Here is a 15,300-nt window from a genome sequence, read left to right on the forward strand (position 1 = left end):
TTGGCGCCATCAGTCTGAATGGTTTCTTTCGTCATGATACAACTCCTGAGACCATCCCACCGCCAACGGCCCCTGCTATGGACCAGAAATAATAGGCAAGCGGTGGAAACAGTGCCAACAGCGTGAGCCTGAAAACACGATTCTTTTGGAGCAAATGTGGAAGCAATAGGGGCACAATCGCCATTGTTGCGAGTGATACAAGTGCGAGTGCAGTCAGGGGTTCGGCCCAATTCGATTGGTCAGAATTCAGGGAAACCACCCAGGACCGGATGAAGAACAGGAGGGCGGCAGCAAACGGTATCGCAATTGGCGCGGGGCGCAACGCCACTGCAATGAGCCCCATGGCCAACCCCATCGCACTCAGCCCAAAAAAGGATATCGCATCCCATCCCGCTGCATGCCCGGCCGCAAGCCAACCGAAGCCCAACAGGCCCAGGGCGGCAACAACATCCAGATCGGGGTACTTACTGTCACACGGAGAGGCGGTGCGCGCCCAGCCGTGCGCGGCGAGAACCATGATCGGCAGCACTGTATTCTGGAGTTTTGCGGCTGCCAGTAACAGAAAGACCGCAACAACATAGACGCGGGTCGTATGTTTGGTCAGGCCCAGTTTGGTTCCCACGACACCGAAACTGGCAAGGGAGGCAAGAAACAAAACGGCCAACAACGCCAGCTCTGCCAAAGAGCTATGATAGTGACTTTTCAGAAAAATCAGCAAACCAAGCGGCAGGAACAGGTTGTCAAACCCTCGCCAGCTTTGCGCCTCGACCAATGTGCCAAAGGCTGCAACCATAAGGCACAGCATCATGATGTTCGAGGGAGGGAGTTTCGACAAGAACAGGAAACAGATGATCGCAACCAATAGCGTTATGACAAAAAACACCACTGACCCTTCCAAACTCTTGTCGCCATCTTCGACCACGTAACGTTTGGTCCCGTAAGTGGTCCCGGCCAGCGCAGCTGCGGCATCAGCCAGTGTCAAAACAGCGATTGGAAGCAGGTAGTACAGAGCGTTTTCCCCGGCCAGCAAAAAGCAAAACCCAACGGACAAAGCCAAAAGGAAATCTCCGTATGAGGTGCGCTCGACGCTGTGTAGGGCCGCGCCTAAACCTTTCGAGAACCGGGGCAATCGCAGGATCAGCATGACGAACAACGTTATCCCGATCAGCATGTAAACCGGCCAACGATCCGGAAACACCCAAGGTAGAACCAGGGTAAAGAGCCCAGCTCCAACATGCATCAGCTTGCGTTGTACTTCAGCGTTCAAGCCGACCTTTTGCGCCAACCGTCGGACAACTGCCATCAATCCCAACAGGACCAGAATAGACGTCAAGGCCAGCAGAATCTGTGCCGGAACACTCACACAAGCACCTCTTCCACGACAAAGTCCGAGTAGAAAAAGGCCATGTCGCGTGCCTTCAGTCGATCCTCGATCGCGTGATGTGATTCTATTTTTCCCTTATGTACGACGGGCACGCGGCGGGGCGCCATCATGTTCCAATACACAAGGCGGGCCTTGGGCGCGGCAGCGGACAGGATAGACCCGTAAACCTGTTCAAACACTTCGGGTGACATATATTCGAAGATATCCGACAGGTTGAAACCATTGGCCTTTTCGCCAGTCGAGACGAAGGCCTCCAACGACCCCGGACGGATATCCAGGCGGTCCAGGCGGGCGCGGATCGTATCAAAATGCTCGGGTCTCCAGGCCATTGGGAGCGCGTCGCCATGCGTTCCCTTCAGAATCCAGTGCAAATATGAATTTCGCGATGGGTCGGTATCAACACCTGCGTGGCGAATTCGACGAGCTACATGCTGGGCGGGGCTGCCCTCGACGTGATCAAAGAATGCCTTGTCGCGACCCATGCGCCCCATCACAAAACGCGAGAAGAACACATTCAGCAGCAGCCGCCATCTGAAGGTATCAAAGCGCGTGTCAAAGAAAACTTCGCGCGCTTCGGGTGTTCGGGGCGTAAAGACATCATCAATCGTGCGTCGGGAATGAACAAGCGGCAAAAGCCGGGTGCGGAAGATGCGAAAATACCGCTCAAACTTGCCGACCCCGCCTATCCCGTGGTGCTCGACATCCGGGACAAGACCGGTCCAAAAGGCACGTGTTTCAGTGTCGGTTTCCCGCAGGGCCTGCGATAGCAATGCAGCGCGCCTGTTGCTGGCGCGTGACCCGGTCAGTTCCAGAAACTCGGGGTGTGTCAAGTTCCGGAAGGCGCCGATCCGTAGCTTCAGGCAGGCGATCTGTGCCGGTGACAGATCAACTACCACAACTTTCGACGGGTTCAGCGTTAGCATAGCCAGTGCATTATCCCCGGCCGAACATATGGAAACCAGCGTGCCCCCAGCGCAATCGCCCAGCGCCTCGGTCAGAACGTCTGCGTCTTCCCATAGCTGCGCGTACCGGATGTGACCGAAATCTGCTTTGCCTTCGATTTCACTATACCCCATCGCACCGTTCCACTTTGCCGCTTGCTCCATCGACCGACAGGGTTTCACCATCCTTGATCCATTGCGTGGCGCCCTTCAGACCCACTACACAGGGAATGCCCAACTCGCGCGCCACGATGGCAGAATGCGACAATAGTGATCCCCGCTCTACTACAATGGCCGATGCATTCGAGAATACCGCAATCCAGCCCGGATCAGTGTGGCGCGCCACAAGGATATCGCCGGACTGTAGCGCCTCGGTCCGCGGATCACGGATCACACGGGCCTTTGCGATTACCTGCCCGGCTGAACAGCCGGTGCCGGTTTTCAAACGCTCCGGATCGCTGTCCACCTCTTCGGTAACCGCCCATATCGGAGCAATGGCGGGACCTCGGATTTCTATACGTTCGGGCGGGTCCGCGCGTTGGGATGCAGCTGCATCTTCGCTTTGACGCTGCGAGACTATGGCCTTCAGATTAGGCGACAGGCAGAACCCTTCGACGGCGCCCAGGACTTCATATGTCGTCAGATGAAAGACGTCGCGGGGATTTGTAAGCAGCCCCCTTGCCACAAACTCTCGCCCGATGCCCAGAAAAACACGTCGGGCGTGGCCGAATATCCGGGTGCGTTCAAAGCGCAGATTCTCTCGATCACGTACCCGGGCCTTGGCCCACCCTACGATCCATTTGGAAATGTGGCGTTTCAACGGATTGGCTGGAAACAGGGATTTCCAGTCCGGTTCTGTGCTGATGTGCCGCTTACCCTCGGGGCGGGTGGCACTGGCGGCAATGGCCATCAGCAGACTGGTGGGATCATCGCGCAGTGGAATACTCTCCAGCTTCAGTTCCTCAGTACATCTATCCCCGAATTTATTCAGATAAGACTGAACCTCGGCCCAAATCTGAGGATAAGATGCAAGGGTTTCCAACTGGCATTCCACGCTCAGCTGTTCCGCGATCCCGGCTTCGCGGACCAAGTGAGCTATGCGGGCAATGCGCTGCGCCGGTTCGGCTGAGACGATATCACCCTGGCCAATCATAACATCGTTATGCAGCATCAGCCCGTCTTCACCCAACCACTTGTACAGCAGGTTACGCGATGCGCCAAAGGCGATCATGCACAAGAAATCATTTATGAGCGGCGCGTCCCAGCGATCCAGCAGGGTACTTTCGATATGACGATACTCGGCGGCCAGTTCGGTCGCATTCGCAGCTTCTGTGTCCAGATCACGATCCAGAATTTCGTTCAGCCTGGCATAGAAGTTGCGCCGGGTGCGCGGCAAACGCACGGCCTGCCAGATCAGGCTGCCCGCAACCGCAACCAGTTTGGCATACTCCAATACCTTGCGCGCGCCTTTAGCAGGAGCAGGCCCAATCCCATCTGTAATCTCACGCGGCATGGGTTCTGACACACCCATCATTGTTTCCATGTAGTCGCGGTTCAGCGAGAACCCCGGAAGCAGCGCCAGCGCACGGTACCAGTTGACCAGATTGTAATAGACACGCCCATCAATGCGCCCAAGGAAATTGTCGAAGATGGCCGAGTTCCGCGCGACGGCTCTATCCGAAACGCCCAGAAGCCGCACGAAGGCGCGATAGACCCGAGAGTAGACATGCACGGCAAAGGAATAAGTCAGCGGACTGACCATGCCCGGATAGCTTTCGACAATGTTCGAGTTGTCAAAGATGGTAAGCGCATTATCCGGTATCGCCACTGGACGCAGTTCGGTCGTAATCGGCCGTGCCTGAAGAATGTGCAACCCATCCGCATCGAATGCCCATTCGATGTCTTGCGGGCCCCCAAAAGCCTCTTCCGCTTTGCGCGCCAGCATTGCGACCTGAAGCGCCTGGTCCCGTGTCAAAACCTGGGGCGTGTCTTGCGCGCATTCAGGCTGTCTGGCTTGTTCGATGGTCCAGTCCTCGCCATCAACCTCACCTGCGACCAGGGCATCGCCCAGGCCTTTGACGGCAGACACGACTACAGTGTTTCGTCGCCCGGTTACCGGATCGGCCGAGAAAGCGACACCGGCGGTCGTCGCATCAATCATGCGCTGTACGATGATTGCAGGGGCTTCTGCCTCACCCCCGGATTTGACCGAGCGATAGGTGGCGACAGAATCCGTAAATCCCGATTGCCAAACCCGTTTCGCCGCCAGCAATATCTTGCTAGCATCGACATTCAAGACCGTATCGAACTGCCCTGCATGACTGTGCTCCGCACCATCTTCGGCCCGACCGGAACTGCGCACCGCATATGGCCCCGGACCCAATGCATCCAATGCAACGCCAAGTGCATCACTCAGCCCGCGCACCGCGACTGGTCCAGTCTTGCCTTGTCGGAAAGCGGTATCGCTGATGACAAAAAACGCAGGCGGATTGAATCCGTGGCAGACAAGGCTCGATAACGCAGCGGCTTTACCTCCGACCACGGTCGGGTCAGTTGCATCGGATTGATTGACGATAAAGGTCATCTGAAGCCTCCAACCAGAAACGGTAAAAAGCCCGCTGTGACATAACAGAAGAACACCCAAAGTCCCGCGACTGTGTCCATCCTGCCTTGTGCCTTTGGCGTTGGTGCCATCACATAGCTGCGTACCGCAAGACAACAGGGCACAAACGCGACGGCCCCAAACACTATGGTTGGCGTTCCGACGCCGGTCGCAAACCCAGTACCCACTAACAACAGAAAAGACAGCGCAACACTGGACAGCCAAACAATAGCGGCGAAGCGATACCCCCAAAGGCCCGAATAGGTATCTACCCCGTCAATTTCGTTTTCGGGCGACCACAACTTGCGCCCGATTTCAAGAACGCAACCATTCACGAAAGACAATGCCAGAAACAACCATAGCTTCGATGCCGCGCCACCGGCTGGAAGCCATTCTATACTGGTGAGCAGCAAATCGATCAGCGGCATAATCGCCATGTGGCTGCACAGATAGAGAACCGGTCGCGCCTTTAGCCAGACCGGCACCCCGAACTCGGCCGTCATTGCCGCCAGCCATACCCAAACCACAAAAAGGCACCACAGAACCGGGGGGTACCACAACCATGCAGCAGCGGCAGTCACCGGCAATGTCAGTAAACCAAGCACCAGCATCTCCGCCTGTGACACCAGCCCCCTTGGAATGGGGCGCTCGGGTCGGTAGCGACGGTCGTCCTCGGCATCCTTGAATTCGTCGCAAACGCGCATCTGAAAAAACAGCATTATCGCCAGGATGAAGCCGATCGCAAAGGCGAGCAATTCGGGCAAGGGGCGATCAGCAAGTCGAGCCGAGACACAGATGCTTGCCGCAGAAAACACCAGCAAAAGCGGAACGGTCTTCTTTAGCGGAAAGCGTTCGGATTGATAGATCCAAAATCGAGCCAGCAAAGTCATCGTTGGCGGGCCAGACTCTCATGGGCTCGCGTGAAATGCCCCGCAGCGATTGCGGCGACAATCGATATCTCTCCGCACAGGCAAATCGCAGCAGCGACTTCTGCCAGCGCTGTGCCGTGACCAGCGCCCTTCAATCCAAGAATGTTCAGTGCCGCAGCCTGGCTGGGCAAGCCAGTACCACCTCCGACGGAACCGACAAGGATATTTGGAAGCGTCACCGAGCAGAAAAGATCATCTCCTCTGGGTTCCATCCGCGTCACCCCCATCGCACTTTCAGCGACACAGGCAGCGTCTTGCCCGGTTGCGATGTAAAAGGCCGCAAGCCCATTGGCATAATGGGCCTGGGCCCCAAGCTGACCGGACAGATGCGACCCAAGATTGGCCACCCGACCATAAGCCAGCATTGCATCCACGGTGGTACCGAGTGTCTTTTCCACGACATCTGCAGGCAAGGTTATCGACGCACTTGCTTTGCGGCCGCGACCCGTCACCAAACCAAGCGCCGAAGCTTTTTTATCGCCCGAAAAGTTCCCCTCAATATACCAGTTTTCAATTGGTATTGGGCAACCGCTTTCAATTGCACGGCACAGCGCATCTGTTGCAATGGTTACCATGTTTTGACCTGCTGCATCACCTGTGGTGTAGCGGCAAATCAGAAAGACAATATTCGTGTCTATGAAAGGCTCAAGCGAGACGAGTTTACCGTGTCGGGTTGTCGCATCAGCCGCCTTCTGGAGGTCGTCGACATTGCTGACCACCCAATCCACGAACTGACCGGCTTGCAAAAGGCTTTCGAACACAAAGGCTGGCGTGCGCAATACACCTTCATACAATACTGCAGTGCTGACGCCTCCAGACCGCCCAGCAGCAAAAGCACCCCGTGCGTAAGAGGCCACAAGAGCAGCCTCCGTTGTCGCAAGAGGCACATAAAAATCCCCATTGGCATTCATACCATTCAAGCGCAATGGCCCAACGATGCCAACTGGCACCTTCACAGTTCCAATGAAATTTTCAATATTGGCGCTGTAGGTTTCCGAAGCCTCAACTGTTGCGGGATCCGCGATCAAGGCTTGATCTGCGTCGCTTGCCACAGGTTTCAACTGGTCCCAGAACCGCGCAACCGTCGCGCTGTTAGCCTTGCGAGAGGGGCGCAAAGGCGAAAAACTTTCGTTGCTTGGGGCCAATTGATGTGGTGTGCGTTCAACGTCATATCGCGCTTTTACACGCCGCAGCATCTCTCGCACGTGAAATGGAATAATCAAAAAGAAGCTCCGATAGACGCTGTTCAAAACGACTGCAGATTGAGTTCTGCACTGGCTGCACACTAACAAGAAAGTAAGCGATATCCAGAGAATATGTCCAAAGGGAAGGTTATCGATGACCCAATCTTGGTTGGTTGATACGCCCTATGGTAGTGCTGCCGCAAAAGATCGTCATTGATAAAAGGGGGCTAATTCAGCCGGGATTAGGGCGCTCAACTAGATACTCAGGGGCTTTGGGCGCCCGATCCCGATCGAACTGACCGGGCGGATATCCCTCAATAACACCACATGGGTGAAGTAATCGTCCCGACCAACGGCATGAAGCTTTGGTTGTGACGCGCGATCGAGGGCAACTGTGATGTGCTCGACATTCTGGCCTAGGTTCGCCGCAATGCGAGAACCGACATATTCAAACTGCGGAAAGGTGATGCCGCCGAAGTATCGGCCTGAACGCGTGGGCTCGGGCTTTTCCATTAATTTGGCAATGCTGCCTGTACTACAGCTGCAGCGGAGAGCAATAATTTCTAAGGGATGTCGACTCTCGTCAGACCGGGTGCAGACTGTCCAGTGTCTGGCAAGTTATTGTTTTTTGCAAACTTAATAGTTTGATTTGATGGCGGAGACGAAGTCCGTATAACCCGTGCCCTCGCATGGGCGGTGCCGTTCGCGTGTGTTCATGTTCTCCGAACAAAAACAATAAGATAAATTCGCCGCCTGCCATTGCGGTTCGTGCGCGTTCACCCTAAATCATGTAAAAATGTGGGAACGAATGTGGGAACGCTATGCCCCTCAGCGCGCGCAAAGTAGAGACAGCAGGACCCGGACGTCACGGCGATGGGCGCGGCCTTTTCCTTTATGTGAAGCCTTCTGGTGCGCGGTCATGGGTGCTGCGCTATCAAGTGCAGGGGCGGCGGCGGGATTTGGGCCTTGGAGCCTATCCCGATGTGAGCCTCGCCAAGGCGCGTGACCGGGCGGCGGAGGCGCGACGCCTCATTGCCGAAGGCGAAGACCCTATCACTAAGAAACGGCAGGCCAAGCCCAAGACCTTCCGCGACGCCGCGCTGGAACTTATAGAAAGCAAGCGCCCCGGCTGGAAGAACGCCAAGCACGCCGCGCAATGGATCTCGACTTTGGAGGCCTATGTCTTCCCTAAGATCGGCGCGGTGCAGGTCGCCAAGATCGAAACGGCGGATGTGATTTCGACCCTCGCCCCGCTCTGGGCAACCAAGCCCGAGACCGCAAACCGAGTTCGGCAACGGATCGAAGCGGTGATCGACTACGCATCTGCGCTGGGCATTCGGTCGGGCGACAATCCGGCGCGCTGGCGCGGCCACCTCGACCACCTCCTGCCGAAGCCCAAGAAGGTCCGCGCGGTCAAACACCACCCGGCTTTGCCCCACGCGCAGATTGCGGATTTCATGTGTGATCTTGCGAAGCGCGAAGGCGTTGCCGCACGGGCCTTGGCCTTCACCATACTGACAGCGGCACGTTCCGGCGAAACGCGTGGTATGACGTGGGGCGAAGTCGATCTGGACGCGAAGGTTTGGACTATTCCGGCGGAACGGATGAAGGCGGCAAAGGAGCACCGCGTCCCCCTGACCGACGAAGTCTTAGCCCTCCTTGGATTACGCGCCAAAGGCACGCCGGACGACGGGCTGATCTTTGGCAGCGAAGCAAAACCAGGCAAGCCGATTTCCGACATGAGCATGACCGCCGTTCTCCGCCGCATGGGCCGCGTCGACATCACTGTCCATGGCTTCCGCTCCACCTTCCGCGATTGGGCAGGTGAAACCACCGGCTTCCCCCGCGAAGTGATCGAAGCCGCGCTGGCCCACGGCATCAAGGACAAGGCCGAAGCCGCCTATGCTCGGTCTGATCTGTTCGAAAAGAGACGGAAGTTGATGGAGGCTTGGACTAACCGAGCAACATCGGCCACGTCTGACCAAATTGTCGTCGCTATGCCGGGTCGAAGCTACGCGTAAAATCCGCCGCCAACTGGACATCCCGAAAATTGCCGCTCATGAATGACACTCCAATGTGGAGTTGCTCTTGTGGACCTGAATCAATTTCTAACCGAAGTATCAAATATCTATAATACTGGCGCAGCAACGGAGCATTCCTACCGTTCAACGCTTCAACATCTACTCTCAAGCATAGGCGACAACGTCACCGCCCTGAACGAACCCAAGCGCGTGAAATGCGGCGCGCCGGACTTTATCGTGTCAGAGGGTGATATCGTCGTAGGCCACGTAGAAGCCAAAGACATCCCGGTTGACATCCGAAAACTTAAAGAAGCCAACAAAGATCAGGCCCAGCGTTACCGCGCCGCTCTACCGAACCTGATCTATACCAACTGCCTCGACTGGGACTTTTACCGTGACGGCGAACTGGTCGCATCCGTCACCATCGCTGACATGCTAATGGGCATCGAGCCCCAGCAGGACCAGTTCGAGATTCTGAAAAACTTGTTGCGCGACTTTGCCGCCCAGCGCCCGCAATCAATTACCAGCCCGCGCGAACTGGCTGAACGTATGGCAGGCAAGGCGAACCTGATCAAGGACGTGCTGGGCAAAACCCTTGCCGACGACACAGACCTAAAATCCGAACTCACGGCACAGTTCCATGCGTTTCAGGAAAACTTGATCCACGACATCACCCCTGCTGATTTCGCAGATATATACGCCGAGACCATCGCTTACGGCATGTTTGCAGCACGCCTGCACGACCAGACGCTCAACACGTTTTCCCGGCAAGAGGCGCTAGAACTCCTGCCCAAATCTAATCCCTTCCTGCGGTCGCTCTTTACCTATGTGGCAGGGTATGACCTTGACGACCGTATCGCGTGGATCATCGACGATCTGGCTAGGGTCTTCCGCGCCTGTGACGTCGCCAAGCTAATGGAGGGGTTTGGCAAACTCACTGGCCAGAATGACCCCTTCCTGCACTTCTATGAGACGTTCCTTGCCGCCTATAACCCCAAGAAACGCAAAGCACGCGGGGTTTGGTATACGCCCGAGCCGGTGGTCAACTTCATCGTGCGAGCGGTAGATGAGGTGCTGCAAACCGAATTTGGCTTAGCAGATGGTCTGGCGGACACCTCTAAAGTCACTATTGACTGGGACACCGGCCAGACCAACAAGAGCGGTAAGGCCATCACCATCAAGAAGGACGTGCACCGCGTCCAAGTGCTGGACCCGGCCACCGGCACCGGCACCTTTCTGGCCGAGGTCATCAAGCAGATCGCGCCTAAGGTGCAGGGCGTCGCGCCAGGCATGTGGTCCCAGTATATCGAAGACGACCTCATCCCCCGTTTACACGGGTTTGAGCTGCTGATGGCGTCTTATGCGATGTGCCACATGAAGCTGGACATGATCCTGACGGAACTGGGCTACAAACCTACGAAAACACCGCCGCGCCTGTCAGTCTATCTGACCAACTCGCTAGAAGAAGGCGAACCCGCGAATCAAACCCTCCCCTTCACCCAATGGCTGAGCCGCGAGGCCAAGGGCGCTAACACCATCAAGCGCGACATGCCCATCATGTGCGTGATCGGGAACCCGCCTTATCTGGGCGAAGGCGGGGTGTCCGAGGGTTGGATCGGCGAACTGATGGACGACTACAAGAAAGAGCCGGGCGGCAAGGTAAAGCTGAAAGAGCGCAACCCCAAATGGATCAATGACCTCTATGTAAAATTTATCCGCATGTCGTCGCATCTGATCGAAAAGAACGGCGAGGGCGTGCTGGGTTTCATCACAAACCACGGCTATCTCGACAATCCGACCTTTCGCGGGATGCGTTGGCACCTGTTGAAAACATTTGACCGCATCTGGATTTTGGATCTGCACGGCAACGCTAAAAAGAAAGAGGTTACGCCGGAGGGCAAGCCCGACAAGAATGTCTTTGATATCCAGCAAGGCGTGTCGATCATCATTGGGGTGAAGAAGAAAGACGGCAGCGACGGGCTGGCCGAAGTGATGCATGCAGATTTATGGGGTGCGCGGGCCGTAAAATATGAGGTGTTGGAAGGGCTCGACCTGGTTGCGCCAGCCTTTGAACCCCTCGAAAGTCCCGCGCCGCAGCATCCGCTTGTGAAGCGGGACTTTTCGGCCCTTGCCGCCTTCGAGACGGGCTTCGCGATTAATGCTTTTATGCCTGTCAATTCGGTAGGAATTGTAACGGCTAGAGATAGTCTTACTATTGATGACAACAAAAAGCGACTTTGGCAAAGGCTCCACGATTTCACCTCACTTGATCCTGAAATTGCGCGCGAAAAGTACCGTTTGGGAAAAGACGTAAGGGATTGGCAGGTGTCAACTGCGCAATCAGATATCACGCCGCTGTCGGAAGGCCTAATGACAAGATTAGCGTACCGTCCCTTTGATATCCGTTGGACTGCGTACACAGGCAATTCTCGCGGATTTCATTGCATGCCACGCGGTAAGTTCATGTGGAATTATATTGCCGGGGAAAATCTGGGTCTTCTTACAACCAAGGCGCATCGAGACGATGCATTTGCTCATGCTCATGTAACAACCCACATTTCCGAAGTGATTGGCCTTTCGCCCAGAACTGCCTCAAATTCTGTTAATTTTCCCCTTTACCTCTACCCCGACGAACAAGAGCTCGATCAAACTCGCCGCATTAACTTCGACCCGAAACTCTGGAAGAAGCTGAAAAAGCTCGCCAAGCATCCCGACCACGGCACGCCCGACGAGGTGCAGATCTTCGATTACATCTATGGCGTGCTGCATTGCCCCGCCTACCGCGAGACCTACGCTGAGTTCCTGAAGATCGACTTCCCCCGCATCCCATGGCCCTCCAGCCCCGACGCGTTCTGGGATATCTGCGGTAAAGGCACCGAATTGCGCAAACTCCACCTGATGGAGCCTATCGCCGTCGGCCCCACGCCCTATCCCTTCACCGGCGAGGGCGATAACGTGGTGGACAAGCCCGAGTTCAAAGGCGGCAAGGTCTGGATCAACGAGACCCAATATTTCGACGCCGCCCCTAAAATCTCTTGGGGCTTCTACATCGGCGGCTATCAGCCTGCGCAGAAATGGCTCAAAGACCGAAAAGGCCGCGCATTGTCGTTTGACGATGTGAAACACTACCAACGCATCCTCAAAATTCTGTCGGAAACAGACAAGATCATGCAGACTATCAACATTGAGCTTTGACGCCCACGGCTTGCACGGAACGCTCGCGAACCCCATATATGCGCAAACTCAATTTTCAGGCGCAAGATATGGCATCGTTCAGCGGATTCATTCGGAAGTCTCCAGCGGCCCGGCTAAGGGCATTTCTTGAGGCGCGCGGTGTTCACGCGCCCGAGGATTTCGATTGGACCAGTGAGGGACGCGGGACAGCGCTGGTCAGGTCTATCGAGGCGTTGCTGGAGGACCTGCCCGATGCGCAACAAGACGCTGTGAAAGCGGAACTGGAGTTCTTGAGCGCGCTGGCCGGCGAGAACGGGATGAGCGGGGCTGAGCAGGTTTGCGCCGGACAACTCATTGACCTGGAAGGCTTGGAAGGCGTCGAAGATGTTCTCTTGATGCTGGCCACGGAGCATCCCGGCATGGTTGACCGTGTGCAAGTGCAGGCGTCGCTCTTACACCGAAACGGCGGCAAGCAATGGTCGCGGTTTCAATTCCCCGACGACGGTAAACCTTGGGCGCTGGACGAACAAAGCGCGCGCGATGGCTTTCTTGCCGAGACCTTGGATATTCTCAAACTGCCTGCGCATCGCAAGCGTGAGGCGGATTGGTTTCTTTCGGTTCGGATCGACCCGGCAACCGGCGCGCAATCCCGGCTGACGCAAGCCACGATATACGTTGAGGACCGGGCAGAAAGCGAATTGGCGTTTGGCTCCACCTGCCTTGAGCGCCAGACCGTGCAGAAAGTCCTTGAGGTCGGTATTGCCTGTGACCCCGCAGAACGCATCGTCGAGATTTGCGCCAAGGGCGGCGCAAGGGTTCGCGACCAATATCTGCAATCCTTCTCAAAGCACTTCACGCCGCAATCTGAGCCGCCCGTGGAGGTTCCCCGCCGCGATGTTCAATTGGAAATCCTGCGCCAAACGCCGGAATTGACGACGGTTCCAGCGGATGGGATCGAAAATGTCGAAGTGTCCTCGCTGTCGTTTCGGTCTTCTGACGGAGGGTTTTTGCTGATTGAGAAACGCGGAGATGACGAAACGCTCTATGAGTTTCTCACCCGCAGGTTTGGGGTCAATTCCCCGTTGCGGGCGGCTGGCTGGCAGATCGTCTCGGCAACCCTGCGGATTTACCTCGAACCGCGCGAGGGAAAGAAAGGTCGTGCCCTTGCCGTAACCTTGAAGACGCCCAATACGACCAGCGTACCGAACAAGACCGAAGCGGAGCGCCAATTCGTTTACGGGCTTCTCGAACGCTGGAATTTGCTCGCGCCACCGCCCAGCGTGGCCGAACTGTTCGAGGTGGTTGATTGAGTGCGGTTTCGCTGCTCTGCGCGATCATCGCGCATGGCGGCAAAGTCGCCTCTAATTTCCATCCGGGCGATAAGGACTTTGCAGCTCTGGTTCAGCACGGTTTCCTGCGGGAGGCAGGCGTTGCGTCGTCGGTCGTGTGTGATCAATGCGACGATCCTCATTCTGCACGCATAGTCCTTGAAGGCTGTTCAAATGGCTTTTATTGCCCGGATGTGGGTTTTATCCCAATCACGCCAGAGCTTTCGACCGCATTCCTACCCGACCTGCCGGTATTGGTTAGGTGTCTGGCAGACGCTTTTGAGTGCCGACAGCGCAGGTCATCAAGCCTTCATGGTCAGACGTGGCGCATAGGTGCAGTGCCGACGGCCTCCGAGACGGTCATGCTCTATTTCCACCCGTCCTTGAGCGATGACGACGACGCACGCGACTTGCAAAACGCATTAGGGCGCGAAGCCCGGTCGGACTGGCGTCTAGTCGTCACTGCGCGGAGCGGTCTTCCTATGACTGGTTGCAGCACTGTGCAGCTTGATGATCTGGTTGAGATAGACGCCGAAACCGGCGCTCTAAGCCCGGTCGCTGATCCTGGCACGCTGGCAGGCGTTCCTCGCAAGAACACTGGAGGGCGGCCAAGTGAACATGGATTGCTGCTCAAACCGTTGATCGAAACGCGCATTCGGGAAGGCGAAGCTCATGACGCGATTAATGCAGAAGCGCGTGCAATCCTCAGCGCCTTTCGAGTCGCCTATCCAGACAAACCGATGCCGTCCGACTCTGCGATCAAGCGCTACATTCGAGAGGCGCGTGGGGGTTCATAAGGGGTTCAAAACCTCGCGTCTGTTTTGAACTAGCCAGCGTCCGGCACGGTCCGCTCATACCCAAACAAAGGAGTATGGGCCATGACGGACGTAACCGAACTTCTGAATCAAATCCCGCAAGTGCTTGCCGTGTCCCCGAACGAGGCCGCGCGCCTGTGCAGCATCGGGCGCACGACACTCTATGCCGCCCTGTCCTCGGGCGAGTTGAAGAGCATCAAGATCGGCACGCGCCGCTTGATCACCCTCGAAGCCCTGCGCGACTGGTTGAAACGCAACGAAACCCCGGCGGACGAGTGAGGCGAAGATGCCCAAGCAAGCGCGCCTGAGCGGGATAAAGCGCTTCCGCTGTTACACCATCGAAGAGGCGGCGGAGGTTTCCGGCGTCTCTCCCCGCACCATCCGCAATTGGGCATCGGACGGGCTGCGCGTCATGGACAGTACGCGGCCCACCCTGATCCGGGGCGACGACCTGTGCGACCACATCAAATCGCAACGCGCCAAGCGCGCAGTCAAAACCCGGATCGACACCTTCTATTGCGTTTGTTGTCGGCGGGAACGACGGGCGGCGGAAGATATGGCGGATTGCGATGTGATCGGCGGGCGGGCCAAGCTGACAGCCCTATGCGAAGCTTGCGGGACGGTCGTCTCCAAGCCTGTTGTCGAAGCTCGCATCCCGGAAATCGCCCGGATTCTCGACCTCAAAATCACACGGCATTAGCGAACATTAAGGTGGTGGACAGTGCCCCCCGTGTTTTTCCACTTTAAGGCAAACGGAAAGACCCGTCGAAATTGCCCCTCCGAACTCGCCCCAAGGGCAAGGGGGGAGGTGGAAACTTGGAGGCTGTCACTTCGGAAACCCATCGCGCTCCTGCCTGCGAAATATCCTCTCCCGGAAACAGGGGTGCGGGTTTTGCGCTTGAGCGAAGCGTAGACCGACCCC

12 protein-coding genes are annotated in these 15,300 nt (G+C 56.6%); 6 read left to right on the forward strand and 6 right to left on the reverse strand.

The genetic code is table 11. The annotated features are described in order from the left end of the window. Positions 1–31: 31 nt before the first annotated feature. The 6 genes from ACR0JI_RS10085 to ACR0JI_RS10110 all read right to left on the reverse strand — a co-directional run bounded on the left by ACR0JI_RS10085 (position 32) and on the right by ACR0JI_RS10110 (position 7,553). Positions 32–1,363, reverse strand: a complete 1,332-nt coding sequence (locus tag ACR0JI_RS10085; protein WP_480494446.1) for a hypothetical protein — start codon at positions 1,361–1,363, stop codon at positions 32–34. Beyond that, entirely contained in the window at positions 1,360–2,460 is a 1,101-nt protein-coding gene (locus tag ACR0JI_RS10090) for a BtaA family protein (protein WP_480494444.1), read from the reverse strand. Before ACR0JI_RS10090 ends, ACR0JI_RS10085 begins: the two co-directional genes overlap by 4 nt. Beyond that, entirely contained in the window at positions 2,450–4,909 is a 2,460-nt protein-coding gene (locus ACR0JI_RS10095; protein ID WP_480474896.1) for a PEP/pyruvate-binding domain-containing protein, read from the reverse strand. The genes ACR0JI_RS10090 and ACR0JI_RS10095 overlap by 11 nt, the downstream gene beginning before the upstream one ends. Then, positions 4,906–5,817, reverse strand: a complete 912-nt coding sequence (locus ACR0JI_RS10100; protein ID WP_480494442.1) for a UbiA family prenyltransferase — start codon at positions 5,815–5,817, stop codon at positions 4,906–4,908. Before ACR0JI_RS10100 ends, ACR0JI_RS10095 begins: the two co-directional genes overlap by 4 nt. Continuing rightward, positions 5,814–7,079: a hydroxymethylglutaryl-CoA reductase gene (locus tag ACR0JI_RS10105; RefSeq protein WP_480494440.1), complete on the reverse strand. Its 1,266-nt coding sequence runs from the start codon at positions 7,077–7,079 to the stop codon at positions 5,814–5,816. Before ACR0JI_RS10105 ends, ACR0JI_RS10100 begins: the two co-directional genes overlap by 4 nt. A 216-nt stretch (positions 7,080–7,295) precedes the next feature. After that, a complete protein-coding gene (locus ACR0JI_RS10110; protein WP_480474899.1) occupies positions 7,296–7,553 on the reverse strand; it encodes a hypothetical protein in 258 nt (85 codons plus the stop codon). Positions 7,554–7,861: 308 nt separating this feature from the next. Between ACR0JI_RS10110 and ACR0JI_RS10115 the strand changes: the two genes are divergently transcribed. The 6 genes from ACR0JI_RS10115 (at position 7,862) to ACR0JI_RS10140 (ending at position 15,078) form a co-directional block, all read left to right on the forward strand. Next, on the forward strand, positions 7,862–9,061 hold the full coding sequence (locus tag ACR0JI_RS10115) for a tyrosine-type recombinase/integrase (RefSeq protein ID WP_480494438.1): 1,200 nt from the start codon (positions 7,862–7,864) through the stop codon (positions 9,059–9,061). Between the two features lie 69 nt (positions 9,062–9,130). Beyond that, positions 9,131–12,256, forward strand: coding sequence for a type ISP restriction/modification enzyme (locus ACR0JI_RS10120; RefSeq protein WP_480494436.1), 3,126 nt, complete (start codon positions 9,131–9,133; stop codon positions 12,254–12,256). 68 nt (positions 12,257–12,324) lie between these two features. Further along, on the forward strand, positions 12,325–13,545 hold the full coding sequence (locus ACR0JI_RS10125; RefSeq protein ID WP_480494434.1) for a hypothetical protein: 1,221 nt from the start codon (positions 12,325–12,327) through the stop codon (positions 13,543–13,545). Further along, positions 13,542–14,360: a hypothetical protein gene (locus tag ACR0JI_RS10130; protein ID WP_480494432.1), complete on the forward strand. Its 819-nt coding sequence runs from the start codon at positions 13,542–13,544 to the stop codon at positions 14,358–14,360. Before ACR0JI_RS10125 ends, ACR0JI_RS10130 begins: the two co-directional genes overlap by 4 nt. A gap of 81 nt (positions 14,361–14,441) precedes the next feature. After that, positions 14,442–14,657 carry a helix-turn-helix domain-containing protein gene (locus ACR0JI_RS10135; RefSeq protein WP_480494430.1) on the forward strand — a complete coding sequence of 72 codons (216 nt, stop codon included), beginning with the start codon at positions 14,442–14,444 and terminating at the stop codon, positions 14,655–14,657. A gap of 7 nt (positions 14,658–14,664) precedes the next feature. Then, positions 14,665–15,078: a helix-turn-helix domain-containing protein gene (locus ACR0JI_RS10140; RefSeq protein ID WP_480494428.1), complete on the forward strand. Its 414-nt coding sequence runs from the start codon at positions 14,665–14,667 to the stop codon at positions 15,076–15,078. Positions 15,079–15,300: the final 222 nt, after the last annotated feature.

It is taken from the genome of Ruegeria sp. N10, assembly GCF_056531545.1.